The organism is Deltaproteobacteria bacterium (genome assembly GCA_019308905.1).
Taxonomy (GTDB): Bacteria; Desulfobacterota; BSN033; order WVXP01; family WVXP01; genus JAFDHF01.
In genome coordinates, this window is sequence record JAFDHF010000003.1 from 58,183 (window position 1) to 73,484 (window position 15,302).

Here is a 15,302-nt window from a genome sequence, read left to right on the forward strand (position 1 = left end):
CATGGAGGAATGGTCTCCGCCGAAGAGATGGAATCCTTTCAACAGCAACAAACTCCTAGCCCAGGTATACCGGTGGCGCCTGATAAAGAGGGGAGCCTCTCTGCCTCAACCGGTTCTCGTCACGGTCGACCCGATAAACGCATGTAACCTGAGATGCACGTGGTGCAATTCCCGGTTCGTGTTGAGAAATCGGAACGGAATGATAGATCGAGAAGCGCTGATGGAAATCGCAGAGGGTCTGGCCCGCTGGCAGGGCAGTCCTGACTGGCCGGCCGGGGTTGAGGCGGTCTGCATCGCGGGTGGAGGGGAACCTCTCCTGCATCCTGATGTTGGCGCTTTTATCGAATCCTGCATCGACAATGGGATCGAGGTGGGGGTGGTTACCAACGGAGTCAATATCGACAGGTTCATCCCCCAGCTCGCCCTCTGCACTTGGGTAGGGGTTTCGGTGGATGCCGGTTCTCGCAAGACGTTCGAATCACTCAAAGGGAGGGACCTTTTCAACGAGGTCTGCAGGAACATGAGGAGTCTGTCGGACTATCTGTCGCGGAATGCCTGTACCTTAGGCCGCGAAGGCTCGGGCCGGGGGGTGAGCTACAAGTATCTACTGTACGACGGGAATATCGACGAGGTTTTCGAGGCAGCGAGGATAGCAAAGGAGGTGGGGGCCAAGAACTTTCATCTCCGTCCCGCAGGAACCCCGTGGCATCTTCTCCCTGGGAGAAGTGGGTCGGTTTTTCACGGAGATGCCAAGATGAGACTCGGTGAGCAGATTGACAAGGCCCGTGAGCTCGAAGATGAAACCTTCGGTGTCTATGCGATTACGCATAAGTTCGGTCCCGAGTTGGAGATCGCGAACAACTTCGACACATGCCATGCTATCTTCATGACAGCGGTTTTCATGCCGCCGAGGGATGAGAGAAGAGAGAGGTTTTGCGTGAGCTGCTGCTGTGACAGGCGCGGCGACCCCAGGCTGGAGTTTGGAGAATCTCTCAGGGAATTCAAACAGGTGGAAGAGTTGTGGGGATCCGAGAAACACTGGCAGATATTCGACCGGATCGATCTGAAAGATTGCCCGCGGTGTACTTACGCACCCCATAATCAGATGTTCACCCAGGTCATAGAGAGAGATGACATGACCTATAAGTTCATCTAGCGGTCACCGAAGAATGCGCCTTTCAAACCCTATCTGGATATGAGGCTATGGAGAAGGTAAGCATTGTCATTCCGAATTATAACCAGGTGAAATACCTCCCCGCATGTATCGACAGTTGCTATTTTCAAACCTATCCGAATATCGAGCTGATCATTGTCGACGGGGGGTCGACCGACGGAACAAAAGAATATCTGGCAGGCCTTGAGCAGAGGATCGAAAGCGAGAAGGTCGCTCCTGTACTCTATATGGACGGGAACGGAGAGATAGTCTACAAGGAGTGCCTGGCCTACCATGAAGACACCCATGCCGAACATCCGAAACGTGAAATAAAGATATTTTCTTTTCGTGAAAACCTGGGCAGGACGCGCTCTTATAATGTGGGTTTCAAAGAAGTCACGGGTAGATACTGCACATATGTCGTCGGGGATGACATTGCGCATCCCCATATGATAGAAGAACTCGTTTCGGCGATAGAGGCAAGTAACGCGGATGTGGTCTATTCCGATTTCAATATAGTCGATGATACAGGGCACATCCTCCGTCTCGTGCGCAAACCGGACTACGATTTTGAGGAATGTCTTGCCAAGTGGTTCCATCTAGGCGTTTCCCGCCTTCACCGGTCGTCATGGTTCAAAAAAGTGGGATTCATGGATGAGGACTTCCGGGTGGCCAACGATTACAGCTTCTTCCTCAAGATGGCCAAAGCCGGGGCGACCTTTCATCACGTCGCGAGGGTCCTGTATTCGGTCCGCTTCCACGGTGCCGAAACGGACCTGGAGGAATCTAAGAAGCTCGCTTTAGAGGCAAGGCGATTCATCTGTTCAGGCGGGAGGAAAGAGGAGCAACTCCACCTTAACGGTGTATAGAGACACGGCAATGACAAGACTGAGAAGACTCGTGATCGAAGTTAGCAATCGATGCAATCTGAGATGCAGGACTTGTACGGATAGGCCCCTGAACGGTCCCATTATTCAGCCTGAGGCCTTTGAGGGGATCCTGAAGAAAGTCTCCAGTCCGGATGACATCGAACTTGTCAGGTTTGTAGGGGCTGGTGAGACATTACTGGTACCCTATTTTGACGAAATGGTCGCCAGGGCGACCAAGGCGTTTCAAGACACGGAGGTGAACTTCTTCACCAACGGGATGCTACTGGAACACAGGCTGGTAGAATCCCTTCTAAGACGGAACGTGAGGGCATACATCACCCTATCGATGGATGCCGCTACACCTCATGTGTTCGAGTACATCAGGCGAGGGGCTTCTTTCGACAGGATTCTAAAGAACATAGAGAATATCGGCAAACTGAAAGAGGACTATGGCTCCAGATATCCTGTATTGAAAATCAACTTCACCATGTTGAAGCACAACGTCAAAGAGATTCCCAAGATGGTCAAATTAGCCAGTGATCTCAACATCGCGGAGATCGTATTCTCGCAGATGGGAGTCAATGAATCGATTGAATTCGCGAGGATCGACCAGCATCCATTCTATGGAGACAACAGGAAAGCAACCAAACAGGCCCTGCTGGAGGCGCGGGAGTTGGCACAAGCCTGTGGAGTCGTAGTCACCGCCACGTGGCCACAGGTTTTCGGTTGGACGGAACAGTACTCGGACCGGCACGAACTCGCAGAAGGACTGGGTGTGGAGTTGAGATATGAACCGTGTGTGTGGGCATTGTCGGCTTTACTGGTGAACATCAGGGGGGACGTATATCCCTGTTGCCGGCACAGTACCGCGTTTGGAAACATCAAGGATCGCGATGACCTGATCGCTCTGTTCGATTCGGATGAGGCGGAGAGCCTGAGACACAGGTTGTTGAACGGACAGGCCGTAAGGGAATGTGACAACTGCATCTGGTACAACCGCTATTCGTTCAGGCATGATAATGAGTACTATTGGATATCGGAAAGCATGTTCGGCAACACAGTCAACATACGATGAATGGAGTTTTGTCCCGCCCCGTGGTGCCGGACCTGTGTGATCAGGCGGGAATAGGATTTGCTTCGCTTCGGAATCATGGAGACCGTGGAGACGGATGTGCTCGTTATCGGGGCGGGTGCTGCCGGAATTCGCGCGGCCCTGGCCGCTTCAGAGCGTGGGAGTAAAGTGGTCGTCGTTGCCAAGGGCGGCCTGACGCACTGCGGCTCCACGTTTTCCCCGCTTTCCGAGGGGTGGGGATTCCAGGCTCTGATCGGTGCGGAGAGGACGGAAGCGAATCTCGAGGCCTTCTTCGACGATATTGTTCGAGTGGGCCTGGGGCGGTGTAACGAGGGGCTGGCCCGCCTTCTCGTTGAGGAATCGGGCCCGCGTTTTGAGGATCTGGTCGCCCACGGACTGGAATTCAGAAAGGATTCCCAGGGGCGCTACCTGCGGGTGAGAGGCTGTTTCAGCGACCACGAACGTGCTTTCGTAACGGATCCTTCCAGGAGCATGAAAGGGGTGTTCGGGCGGATTCTGGAGCGTTCCCGTGCCCTGCTCATCACGGGCTGCGCGGCAGAGTTGATCGTGGAGGACGGGAATTGTTGGGGAGCCTGGATTCTCACACAAGGGGAAGAACTGCTAAGGATGCGTGCGAGAGCGACGATTCTGGCCACAGGTGGCGGAGCCGGTATCTTCCGGGACAACCTGGTCAGCGACGGCCAGATCGGTGACGGGTATGCTCTGGCCCACAGAGCAGGAGCGGAGTTGAGAAACCTCGAGTTTGTCCAGTTCATGCTGGGCCTGACCGAGAACGGGGGGCGCCGTTTCCTCCCCCTTTCGGACTTGGACAGGGCGGGTGTCTTGACCGATTATGAGGGCAATGACCTCCTCGAGCTGACTATGCCGAACCCCCGGGCAAGGGCTGAGGCGGTCCGCCAGCGGCAGAAGCACGCCCCCTTCAGTTCTCGCGACGAATCGTACCTGATCGATGTTGCCGTGGCTCGGAGCCTCAAAGGGAGGAAGGAGATCTTCTGGCGTGGAGACCCCGGGAGGAGGGGCCAGGAGATGTGCAGGGTCCGGCATTTCGCCCATGCCTTCAACGGCGGCATCGAGATCGACGAGAGGGCGGAGTCGACGATCCCCGGCCTCTTTGCCGCGGGTGAAGTGGCGGCCGGCCCTCATGGAGCGGATCGTATCGGCGGGTGCATGATGACTGCTACACAGGTCTTCGGTGAGAGAGCCGGACGTGAAGCGGCCCGAAGGGCAATGTCACTGAAAGACGTGAGCTTTCCGGATTCTGTGGCAGGAGGCGATATCGAGTGGGCGAAACGGACGGCCGGGATGGGTACTGCCAAGCCTCCTCGCGCTATCGGATCCGGGATCAGGGAGGCGGTGAATAGATACTCCATGGTTCTGAGGTCGAAAAAAGGGCTGGAAAGGTGCGGAGAGATTCTCCATGATTCCCAACAGGAGCTTACGAGAATGAGGAGGGCAGGACAGATCTCGCCGGGAAGATTCTTTGAGATGCGAAATATGATTCTCACGGCCATGCTGGTCACAGAAGCCGCGCTTGACAGGGATAGAAGCCTCGGTCCCCACTTCAGGGAAGATACCGCCATGATTCGAGAAAAGGAGCGGGCCGGGCTCTAACGAGAGGGTGATGAATCTGGAACTGCTGGCCATAGAGTATTCCTCCCGTATGGCGAAGAGGTGGTATCTCCATCCTGATTTCGCCTCTATCGGGTTGTACGAGGGCGTCCATCTCGGAGAGTGCAGCGAGTACACGGTATTCCGTGAGTTGATGCGGATTGTCAAGTTCAAGCTCCTGACCTGCCGGCCCGGTGGCCCAGGAGCCCTGCCGCCGGAAAGCATGGAAGGGCCGTCACTGAGAAAGGCAAGGCAATCCCGCCTGCTCTCTTTCGAACAATTGGCCGCCTCTGCTCGCATCACAGACCAGGATTCGCCAAGGCCCGCCATCCTCCTCAGCGTTCGAGCCCAGAATCTGGCCCTCGCCCGTGCCCTGGACAGCAGCGGTGTTTTCGACCTCGTTGTCGAGGGCAACAGAGAAGCCATATCCCGGCCCCTGATCCGGAACGGGATCGACTACGAGAGATTCGAAGACTTCCTCACCCCTGAGATAAGGCTCGCGTGTGAGGCAAGGTTTGCGGCTCTCATGCCCCTTTGGATGGAGGCCGTTGAAGGTAAGTCCTTCCAGGCCCAGTTTTCATTGGGAGAGACGAGCCTTTTCCCTGAAATCGGGGACAGCCTCCGGAACCTCTTTCAAGGGGAGTTCCTGCAAGAGGCGCTGTACATCGAAACCCTCAAGCATCTTGTCCGGCAGCGGCGGCTCGTGATGGTTCTGGTCTGGAATGACAGCCTGCCCCTTCACAGGGCACTGGTGCTCTTTGCACAGGAAGCCGGGGTCCCGGTGCTCCACGTTGCTCACGCGATTTACGGAATGGAACCTACAAACGAAGTCGTCTATGCCGACAGAATCGCCGTTTACGGGGACCACAGCAAGGAGCTCTATGTGGGGAGGGGAAATCCACCCGAAAAGGTGGTCGTTACCGGGAACCCGGACTGGGACAAGTACAAGTACCTGCACACGGTACTGAGTAGAGCCGAAGTCTGCCGATCCCTCGGGCTTGACCGGAGAAAACGGATCGTCCTGTTTGCTACGTTCTTTGTTGCCGGTCCCATGGCGGCGGCAGACTCTTCGCTGCCGAAGAGGTTCTTCCAGACTCTCCTCAGGTCGATAAAGCGGCTAGGGTCTCGGTATCAGATGCAGCTCGCAGTCAAACTCCACCCGGCCGAACGGGACAGGGGATCCTGGTACCGGAGGATTGCAGCCCAAGAGGATATGGGAGACGTGGTGGTCGAAGCAGGCCATTTGGAAGAACTCCTCTTTGTCAGTGATCTTCTCATATGTCGGGGATCGAACATCGGTTTCGAGGCCCTCTTGCTGGGCAAGCCCGTCATTTCCTATGGTTTGCCTGTGCGAGGCGAGGAAGAGGCGGTGACGATCGTCAAAGACTCTTCCGAACTCACCCGTGCGATCGAAAAGAGCCTTTTTGACTATACCTACCGGGAAGCACTGGAGAAGAAAAGAGAAAAAGCAATATACAGATTTAATTACCTGTGGGATGGCAGGGCAACCCATCGGGTGCTGGGTCTGATCGAGGAGATGACCGGTATCGATATAAGGATTCCGGATGACTTTGTTCCATTCACCCTCTCCGGATCTGGAGGAGTGGGGGATGACGGCAAACCGAAAGAAGAGTTCGGAGCGCCCTTGCTGGAGGAGGGTGACTACGCCGATGCCAGAGGAGAGTTTGAAAAAGCATTGGACATCTATCGGACGGCTCAGAAGATGTATCCATCCTCGCCGGAGCTTCTCAAACGGCTCGGCAGGACCCTGCTCAAGACCGGGCGCCTTGATGAAGGGATGGAAAGTCTGAGTGCCCTTATCCGGATAGACCCTGAAAACATGGAAGGCCATCTGCTGATGGCCCTGGCTTTGTATTCCCAGGGAAGGCACTCCTCGGCGTTGAATCACCTGAGGTCGGTCCTCGGTTCGAAGCGGTCCACAGAGGAAGAGCGGAGATTGGCTTACCTTCACACCGGACGGTGCAAGAGGGCGATGGGGGACCTCGAAGGTGCAGAGGACGGCTACCGGGAGTGCCTTCTGCTTGACCCTGATTCAAGAGAGATCCTAAAGGAACTAGGCAGTCTCTATTTTGAAACGGCAAGATTCGACCTGGCACACAGTGCTCTTCGTAGAGTTGTCGCAGAGGATCCGGGTGATACAGAGGCACTCAGTGATTTGGGGGTCGTGCTCTTTCACATGGGGGAGGTTGAAGAGGGAAAGTCATACCTGAGAAAGGCTCTGGAGCGAGACCCGGACCGCTTCGAAACCATGGCCAATCTGGCGGAGGTCGAAAGAGCGGAGGGACACCTCGAGAACGCTCTGGCCCTTGTAGGTAGATTCCTCGAGAGAAATCCCGATATGGAGAGGGCACGGCGGATATACGATGAGCTCCATGCAGAAAGTTCTGGTGATTCAACTGGCTAGAATGGGGGACGTCCTCCAATCATCGGCGCTCGTCCAGGGCATCAGGGAGAAGAACCCGGATGCCATGGTCACCTTTCTGACAAGTGAGAAGACAAGGGACGTGGCCAGCAGTATAGGTGGTGTTGACGACGTCATCAGTCTCGATTTTGGCCAGGCTTCAGGCATTGCAAGTGACCGAGAGGCCGGGCTGTCGGAAAGGTACCGTCGCCTGTCGTCCCTCTTGAATGATCTCAAAGGGAGATGTTTTGATCTTGTCTATAATCTCAACTACTCGTGTGTGAACACCGGTCTGATGAACCTGATCCGCTACAGAAGAGCCCTCTGTTACAGCCTCGACACCAGCAGGAGGCAGATCGTGAAGAGCCCGTGGCTCAGCTACCTGTTGAGCATGCTGGGAGACAGACGGCTCAACCTGTTCAATCTCGTCGATCTGTATCTTAGGGGATCTGGACTTTCCGTTCGGAAACCCTCCCTCTCTTTCCAGTTGGACAGAAGGGCCATGGACTCAGTCGACCGGTTCCTCACCGGGCAGGGTATCCAGCACCGGGAACGGTTGGTGGGGTTCCAACTGGGGGCAGGCGACTCGGTCAGGTGTTGGCCCGTTGATTCCTACAGGGTTCTGGCAGATCGGTTGATCCGGAGACGGGGTGTGAGGATTCTCCTTTTCGGCACCTCCTCTGAGACGCCCCAGGCAGAGGCGCTGAAGGCGTGTTTCACGGCAGAAGGGACGGACCCGACCCGCAGGGGACTGGTCATCGATCTCGTTGGGAAGACCAGCACCAGGGAGCTGGCCTGCTTCTTGAGGCGTTGCGACCTCCTCGTAACGCCGGATACGGGCACCATGCACCTTGCCTGCGCCGTCGGCACCAGGGTTCTCGCACTTTTCATGGGATCGGCATTTCCCCATGAGACCGGCCCTTATGGCACGAATCACTTCGTTCTCCGACCGGTGCTTCCTTGCTATCCCTGTTTTGAGGGGGGGCCTTCCTGCACCAGTCAGGAGTGCAAGAGACTGATCCGGCCCGAGAAGGTGGCCCTCGTGGTGGAGAGACTCCTGGCCGGGAACAACGGGGATCTGGAAAAGGGAGTGTCTGACTTCCTCGATTCGAACCTGATCCTTCTCCGCTCGGCAATGACACCCGATTGCGTCGGGTACAGCAGGGTCTGCCAAAGCACCGCTTCTCTTGAGGACGTCTTTGCCCTCGCATACCGCGCCATGTGGCAGGGCGTGCTCGATGAGGACCGGATCTGTGACTCCTCCGGGCAGGCGAATGTCCTGGAAGCTCTCGCCGTGCCTTTGCACGGTGGAGACCTGGTCGGTGATTTGAAGGAGGCCGAAAGGGATTTTGACAGACTTCAAAGGATGCTCGCGGCCTACGGTGCATCGATGCGGGGTGGAAATGGCCCGTCGGGCCCAGACTTGAACCTCATGGCGGCCACCCTGAGATCAGAGGAGGACAAGAGGAGTAGGTGGGCAAAGCCGATACCGCGTTTCTTCGACGTGGAGTATGCCAATATCCGACTCTCCGGGAGAGATGTCAACAGGCGGGTGGAGAGACTGGTGGGAGGGCTTGCCTGGGGGGCCGGCTTCATGAAGGCCTTTGTCAGGCGGTTAGTGAGAACTCTCTCTTCCTGAGAAGGGATAGCGAGCCATGGACCTTTTTGAAAGAAATCTCAAGATTCTCAATCGGATCGACGGTAGTCTCGCCAGGAGAATGGAAAGAACCAGGGCTCTGCCCTCAGCCGAAGTCCTCGAGGCAAAAAACGGCAGCCTGACATTGAAGGTCGATGGTGCGGCCTTGCACAGCACGTACGATCCGGTGAGAGAGGCGATGGTCTCGGTGGAGAGATTCCTGGAAAAGGAGCCCGGGCCGGGGCCGATCTTCGTTCTGGGCCTGGGGTTCGGATACCATGTGGAGAGGCTTCATAGGGCGGCTCCCTCCTCGCCTCTGATCCTTGTCGAGCCCACTCCGGGGATCTTTCGACTCGCCCTTGAAAAGATCGAGATGGAAGGAATCCTCGCGCCGTGCCGCCGTGTTTTCGTGGGAGAGGCCGTTGATGAGGTCTTTGCCAGAATCAATGAGAAATCCCTTCTCCGAGGCGGGTACCGGGTCTTCGTGCACCCCCCGTCCCTTAAGATGAGCCGGGCCTATCTCGACCGGCTGCTTGCCGGGCTTGAGGCAAGGGAGATTCTGGCAGGACTGAGGCTCAACATACTGGTCGTGCCACCGGTCTACGGGGGATCCCTCCCTGTCGCCGACTACTGTGTCCGAGCCCTGAGGAGAATGGGCCACACGGTCACCACGGTTGATAACTCAAAATATCTCGGACTCTTCAAGGAGATCGAAGGGGTTACGACCAATCGGTTTCACCAGCGTCAGTTGCAGGGTTCTCTCACCCAGCACCTCTCGGAGATCGTGATGGCAAGATGCCTGAACCTGAAGCCGGACTTGATCCTCGCCCTGGCCCAGGCCCCACTGACTCCTGAGATTCTTGACAGGATGAAGAGGTTTGGGATGCTCACGGCATTCTGGTTCGTGGAGGATTTCAGGGAGCTTCCCTACTGGAGAGAGGTGGCGGCTGGATATGGTCATTTTTTTGCCATCCAACGTAGAGAGGCCTTTGAAGAATCGGGCGGACTCGACGGAGTGGATTTTCACTATCTGCCCCTGGCCTGTGACCCACGTGTTCACAGGCCAGTGATACTCAATGACAGGGAGAGAAAACGCTACGGTTCTGAGGTCTCCTTTGTAGGAGCCGGCTATTACAACCGGCGCGTGTTTTTTGAGGGGCTCCTTGATTTGGATTTCAAAATTTGGGGAACAGAATGGGATCTCCTATCTCCTTTGAGCCGTGCGGTCCAGGAAGGGGGCCGGAGGGTCACAGCCCGGGAAGCCGTAAAGATCTTCAACGGGTCAGCGATCAATGTCAATCTCCATTCTTCCACATACCACAGGGGGGTCAACCCGGCAGGGGATTTTGTCAACCCCAGAACCTTTGAGATCGCATCGAGCAGGGGGTTTCAACTCGTCGACCGCCGGTCCGACCTGGGTGAGCTGTTCCAACCCGGCCGGGAGCTCGTCTGCTTCGAGACCATAGAGGATCTCCGAGACAAAATCGCCTACTATCTGTCCCACAGAGAGGAGAGGGAAGAGATTGCGGCAAATGGCCAGAGGAGGGCCCGAAGGGATCATACCTATCAGAAGAGGATGACAAGGATTCTGGAAGCGGTAGTGGAAGGGAACCTCTCCCGTTTCAGGGAACTAAAAAGGAGCATCCAGACACCGGAGCGGTTGATCGCCGAGGCAGGGCCCGAAACGGAGCTCGGGCGATTCTTGAGGCGTTTCAGGGACAGGGACCGCCTGACCCTGGATACGATAACCTCCGAGATCCGCCGCGGCCGGGGGAGGCTCACCGAGCCTGAGGTTATCTTCCTTTTAATGGAGGAATTCTCCAAGCAGGGCAGGAAAAGTCTGGGAGAGCAATGACGTTGAACCGTGGGGGAGGCAAGAAGATACTGATCATCAATCTGGCCCGCATGGGTGATCTCCTCCAGATGACGCCCTTCCTTAAAGGATTTTGCAGGGAACGGCCTGGCGTGAGAATCACCCTTCTGGTTCTCAAGGAATTCTACGACGTCTGTAAAGGTTTTCCCTGCGTCGAAAGCGTGGAGACCTTCGATGGGGACGGCTACATTTCACGTCTGGAAGACCCGGGTTGTTCTCTTGTCGAAAACTTCAAGACGATCCAAGATCTGGTGGAGGACCTGAGAAACAGAGGGTTCGACACGGTCATCAATCTGACCTTTTCGAGACTTTCCGCTCTGCTCACCTACCTGCTCATGGTCGAGGACGTGCGAGGAATAACGATCGACGACCATGGAAACCGCCTGGTGAAAAACCCCTGGATCAACCACTTCTACAACATGGTCACCAAACGGGAGATAAACCTCTTCAACTATGTGGATTTCATCAGGAAGGCCGGCGGATCGGATTCACCCTCTTCCATGCATGTGGACATCTCAGAGGCCGATCAGAGGTTCGCGGGAGCCTTCTACGCTCGCCGGAGCGTCTCGGATGAAGATTTTGTGGTGGGCTTTCAGCCAGGAGCCAGCAAGGAGAGCAGGAGGTGGCCCACCAGGTCCTTCGGAGATCTGGGAGGAGCCCTGATCGAGGATGGAGCCAAGATCCTTCTCTTTGGGACTGCCGCGGAAAAAGAACTCGGGGAAGGGATCGGCCGATGCCTTTGCTGTGCCCAGGACCGTAGGGAGGGGCATCTGTTCGACATGACGGGGAAGACCTCTGTGGGACAGCTCGCTGCCCTGATCAAGAGGTGCGACCTCCTGGTTACGGGTGATACCGGCACCATGCACGTAGCCACGGCCGTGGGCACTCGAGTGGTGGCCCTCTTTTTTGGGCCCGCCTTCTATCCTGAGACCGGTCCTTACGGAGAGGACCACCTTGTCATACAGACCGATCTGCCCTGTGCACCCTGCGGTCACGACGTGCGGTGCAAGAATCCCCGGTGCCGGGAATCGATCAAGGTTTCCCATGTCTTACAGGTGATTAGAATGATACGGGAGGGTTTTCCGGAGAGAGAGGTACAGGTCAAAGACGGCCCCGAGTGGGCGGGGATCAGCCTCTACCGGGGAGTTTTCGACGAGGAGGGGATGCTCGAGTTTCGTCCGGTGATCCGGAGGCCCCTCGCACCCATGGACCTCATCCGCCAGGTCTACCGGGAGATGTGGAAGATCGTGCTGGACGGACGGCCCGGCAAGATCGATCCCGCCAGGGTAGGCGAGAAGGTGAAGAGCCTCTTTGCCCTGGACGGAGTCCGATTGAATCTGGATAGGGAATCGGAAATCTTCGAGAGAGTCGCCGGGCTCGCCCGTGAGGGGAGCGAGATTTCCCGAAAGCTGGTCCGATGGGCCGGAGACGTGCGAGAGCACCTCGCCTCGATAAAGAAGGCGGGAGATGTGATCCACCGCATCGACGAAGAGATCGAACTCCAGGGAATGGCCCACCCCGCATGCCATCCTCTGACCTACATGTTTCGCCAGGGCAAGGAGAACCTCGAAGAAGGGGACCTGGGCCTTTTGTCGAGAAAGACACTCGGGCTCTATGCGACCCTCCTTCGCGAGGCTGTCCTGATGAGGTCCGGTCTGCAGGAGACCCTGGCCTGTCTCAAAGGGCCTCCACTGGGGAGAGAGACAGGAGATGGCTCTTTTTGAGAGGAACCGGGAGGCCCTGGCAAGGACCTTTCCCAAACTGGCCGAGAGGATCGACAGGGCCCCCGATAAGAGCGGGTCTATCGATGTCTTCCCCTCCCGTCGAGGGCCGATGACCTGTAAGGCCTTGGGCTCCGACGGCCGATGGTTGACCCTCCATAGCACGGTGGATCCAGACAGGGAAGCAGTGCTCACCCTCAACAGGGTCAAGGATCTGGACAGAGGGATCGTGGTCGTACTGGGGATGGGCCTGGGGTACCCGCTTCTGGCCCTGGCAAGACGGCTGGGGAAGGGCCGGAAGGTCGTTTTCGTGGTGGAGAGAGACCCGCTGCTGTTCCGGCTCTCCATGCAGCTGTTCGACTGGACGGGGCTCCTGGCGAGGAGAGACCTCCATCTCCTGATCGGGGATGAAGTCGACGAGATCCTCGGGACGGTCACAAGAGTCCGTATGAGATCCGGGTTTCAGGATCTGGTGGTCATTCCTCACAGGCCTTCGATCCGGAGAGATCCGGGCTTCTACGGCCCCCTGTTGGACCAGTTGCGCCTTATCGAAGCCTCGCCGCTCAGGTCCAGGCTGGACTACAGGCACCTGAGACGAGATCAGCTGACGGTTCTGGTGCTGGATTCGCATTACTTTCTCGTCAGAGAGTGCATAAAGGCGCTCAGGAAACTAGGGCACAGGGTCCTGAGGGTTCCCCTGTCCGAGACTGGACTCGTAGGGTCGATCCTCGGCCGGGTCGTAAGGGAGAGACCGGACTTCCTCCTCTCGGTGAATCACCTGGGCTTTGACGAAGATGGAAAACTGACCGACCTTCTCGGAGCACTCAGGCTGCCCTACGCGGTCTGGTATGTCGACAGTCCGACCTTCATAATAAAGGACTTCAGGAGAAACATCTCCTCGTACTGTGCCCTCTTTGTCTGGGACCGGTCGTATTTGGAACGGATGAGACAGTTTGGATTCGACCACGCCTGCTACCTCCCCCTGGCCACGGATCCTTCGGTCTTCAGGCCGATAGTGCCGAGTGCCGTGCCCGCCCGCTTCCGGGGGGCGGTCAGTTTTGTGGGCAACTCGATGAAGGAAGCCGTTGATGAGTGGTCCAGGCGGTTTCCCCATAGCGAGCGGACAGAGGCCGTTTCACGCCTGGCTGTCGCGTTCCAGATCAGCCACCCCCATGTATCAATGGAAACGATTCTCGAGACCGTCGGCAGGGAGCAGGGCCTGCGGGTTGAGTTTGAAGATCCGGTCCACTATCTGAACTTCCAGGCCTCACTGGTATGGCGGGCCACCCTGGAGTTCCGAAAGAGGCTTGTGGAGAGCCTGGAAACCCTGGGCATTCGGATCTTCGGAGACAGAGGGTGGCGTCAGATTCTGGACGGGAAGGTGAAAATATCCCCCCCCGTGAGTTACTACAGAGATCTACCCCTGGTTTTCAACGGTACGGAGGTGAATATCAATGCCACGAGCTTTCAGATGAATTCCGCTGTAAACCAGCGGGTCTTTGACGCGGCCTCTTGCGGAGCATTTCTCGTAACCGACTATCGACCGGATATGGACATCCTGTTCGACCGGAAACGGGAAGCGGTCTGTTACGGAGATCCGGCCGAGGCCAGGGACCAGGTGGCATACTATTTGAAGCACGAGGGGGAAAGGATGAAGATCGCCGAAAGGGCGAGACAGAGGATCCTGGAAGAACATACCTACTGTCATCGGATTCGGGAGTTGATAGACGTCATGAGGGAGAAGTTCGGATCTTTCTGACCAATTCACGGGAGGAGAAAGGATGCGAGTCTGTGTAGACGATCTCGAAGAAAAGATGGAGTTCCCCCCCGGGTTTTCCCTCGGGGAAATAATCAATCAGCTCTGTACCGAGAAGATCTCTCAGGACAGGGTAATCACCCGGGTTCGAGTCAACGGAGAGGAACTCGCTGAGGATGAGAGCGGCCTTTTTCCGGATGTTCCGGGCGGTGAAATAGATTCGTTGGAACTCGAAACAGAACACTCCTTTGAAACAGGGTACCGGGGAATCGTGGATGCAAAGGAGTATCTGAAGAAACTCACCTCCGGAATTCAAGAAACGGCCGAACTCTTCCGGACGGGAGAAGAGAAGAGGGCTCACAATCGGTATGCTCTCTGCATGGAAGGAATCAACTGGTTCATCCAAATCCTGGAAGGGGCGAGGCAGGTGATGGGCCTCGACTACGGTACGATGGTCTTCAACCGGGTTTCGGTAGACTCCTATATCGAAAACCTCCAGCATATCATCGGCGAAATGTTGTCAGCCCAATCCGATGAAGACTGGGTGATGCTGTCCGACCTTCTCGAGTATGAACTGCTGCCGACTCTGGAAGGATGGAAGGGGATCGTTCCCCTCATAGAGGAAGCGGCCAGAAAGCGGTGGGAAGAGGCAAAAGGCGGTGAAGCGACCAGAGGGGGGTAAGGGCAGAGGCCCTGAAACGAGACTTCTCCAGCTTCTCGCTCTTGCCAAGGAGCTTTGCGGTCTAACAGAGCGCCAGAGGGACGCGATCCGATCAGGAGACTGGGAGCGCCTCAATGCGATTCTTGATCAAAAGGACCGATTGATCCATGCCTTCCAGGAGATGGAGGCGTCCGTGAAAGACGGGGAGGCGCCCGAGCAAACGGATACCTCCCCTGCGAGTGCCGAAAGCCTGCTGGCAGCCATCAAATCGAAGCTGACCGACACCCAATCCATTGAGGAGGAGTGCGAGCGCTTGCTGGTGGAAGAGAAAAACCGGACTGCCGTGACCCTCGGACAGATCAGGAGGCTCCACGACGGGATCAGGAGATTTGTGTCGCGGAGGCCTGGATCCGCAAGGTTTGTCGACCTTCGAAAATAGACAACCCCTTAAGTTTGGCGGGCCGACTGCCGATTAGGTTGGATAGGGAAGGAAAATCGATGGAGGGGGAG

At 56.6% G+C, this 15,302-nt stretch carries 11 protein-coding genes; all 11 read left to right on the forward strand.

Going from position 1 to position 15,302, the window contains the following annotated elements; all coding sequences use genetic code 11:
• Window position 1 precedes the first annotated feature (1 nt).
• From JRJ26_02035 to JRJ26_02085, 11 genes are read left to right on the forward strand one after another with little or no spacing between them, the layout of a single operon-like run.
• Entirely contained in the window at window positions 2–1,156 is a 1,155-nt protein-coding gene (locus JRJ26_02035; GenBank protein ID MBW2056255.1) for a radical SAM protein, read from the forward strand.
• Window positions 1,157–1,203: 47 nt separating this feature from the next.
• Complete coding sequence (locus JRJ26_02040) at window positions 1,204–2,022, forward strand: glycosyltransferase (GenBank protein ID MBW2056256.1); 819 nt, start codon at window positions 1,204–1,206, stop codon at window positions 2,020–2,022.
• 10 nt (window positions 2,023–2,032) lie between these two features.
• A complete protein-coding gene (locus JRJ26_02045; GenBank protein MBW2056257.1) occupies window positions 2,033–3,097 on the forward strand; it encodes a radical SAM protein in 1,065 nt (354 codons plus the stop codon).
• 57 nt (window positions 3,098–3,154) lie between these two features.
• The gene (locus tag JRJ26_02050; protein ID MBW2056258.1) at window positions 3,155–4,726 is read left to right on the forward strand and encodes an FAD-binding protein; all 1,572 of its coding nucleotides are present in this window, start codon (window positions 3,155–3,157) and stop codon (window positions 4,724–4,726) included.
• Window positions 4,727–4,736: 10 nt separating this feature from the next.
• Window positions 4,737–7,148: a tetratricopeptide repeat protein gene (locus tag JRJ26_02055; GenBank protein ID MBW2056259.1), complete on the forward strand. Its 2,412-nt coding sequence runs from the start codon at window positions 4,737–4,739 to the stop codon at window positions 7,146–7,148.
• Window positions 7,117–8,784 (forward strand): glycosyltransferase family 9 protein, encoded by a 1,668-nt coding sequence (locus JRJ26_02060; protein MBW2056260.1) that lies wholly within the window; start codon window positions 7,117–7,119, stop codon window positions 8,782–8,784. The genes JRJ26_02055 and JRJ26_02060 overlap by 32 nt, the downstream gene beginning before the upstream one ends.
• 16 nt (window positions 8,785–8,800) lie before the next feature.
• Complete coding sequence (locus tag JRJ26_02065) at window positions 8,801–10,636, forward strand: glycosyltransferase (GenBank protein ID MBW2056261.1); 1,836 nt, start codon at window positions 8,801–8,803, stop codon at window positions 10,634–10,636.
• Window positions 10,633–12,378: a glycosyltransferase family 9 protein gene (locus JRJ26_02070; protein ID MBW2056262.1), complete on the forward strand. Its 1,746-nt coding sequence runs from the start codon at window positions 10,633–10,635 to the stop codon at window positions 12,376–12,378. Before JRJ26_02065 ends, JRJ26_02070 begins: the two co-directional genes overlap by 4 nt.
• Window positions 12,365–14,134: a glycosyltransferase gene (locus tag JRJ26_02075; GenBank protein ID MBW2056263.1), complete on the forward strand. Its 1,770-nt coding sequence runs from the start codon at window positions 12,365–12,367 to the stop codon at window positions 14,132–14,134. Before JRJ26_02070 ends, JRJ26_02075 begins: the two co-directional genes overlap by 14 nt.
• A gap of 22 nt (window positions 14,135–14,156) precedes the next feature.
• Entirely contained in the window at window positions 14,157–14,813 is a 657-nt protein-coding gene (locus JRJ26_02080; GenBank protein ID MBW2056264.1) for a hypothetical protein, read from the forward strand.
• The gene (locus JRJ26_02085; protein ID MBW2056265.1) at window positions 14,791–15,231 is read left to right on the forward strand and encodes a hypothetical protein; all 441 of its coding nucleotides are present in this window, start codon (window positions 14,791–14,793) and stop codon (window positions 15,229–15,231) included. Before JRJ26_02080 ends, JRJ26_02085 begins: the two co-directional genes overlap by 23 nt.
• The last annotated feature ends 71 nt before the right edge of the window (window positions 15,232–15,302 follow it).

What these genes read in the sequence shown, in the direction of transcription:
- JRJ26_02055 (MBW2056259.1), top strand. Translation starts at nt 4,737, where the DNA reads ATGAATCTGGAACTGCTGGCCATAGAGTATTCCTCCCGTATGGCGAAG.
- JRJ26_02040 (MBW2056256.1), top strand. Translation starts at nt 1,204, where the DNA reads ATGGAGAAGGTAAGCATTGTCATTCCGAATTATAACCAGGTGAAATAC.
- JRJ26_02060 (MBW2056260.1), top strand. Translation starts at nt 7,117, where the DNA reads ATGCAGAAAGTTCTGGTGATTCAACTGGCTAGAATGGGGGACGTCCTC.
- JRJ26_02075 (MBW2056263.1), top strand. Translation starts at nt 12,365, where the DNA reads ATGGCTCTTTTTGAGAGGAACCGGGAGGCCCTGGCAAGGACCTTTCCC.
- JRJ26_02065 (MBW2056261.1), top strand. Translation starts at nt 8,801, where the DNA reads ATGGACCTTTTTGAAAGAAATCTCAAGATTCTCAATCGGATCGACGGT.
- JRJ26_02035 (MBW2056255.1), top strand. Translation starts at nt 2, where the DNA reads ATGGAGGAATGGTCTCCGCCGAAGAGATGGAATCCTTTCAACAGCAAC.
- JRJ26_02080 (MBW2056264.1), top strand. Translation starts at nt 14,157, where the DNA reads ATGCGAGTCTGTGTAGACGATCTCGAAGAAAAGATGGAGTTCCCCCCC.
- JRJ26_02070 (MBW2056262.1), top strand. Translation starts at nt 10,633, where the DNA reads ATGACGTTGAACCGTGGGGGAGGCAAGAAGATACTGATCATCAATCTG.
- JRJ26_02045 (MBW2056257.1), top strand. Translation starts at nt 2,033, where the DNA reads ATGACAAGACTGAGAAGACTCGTGATCGAAGTTAGCAATCGATGCAAT.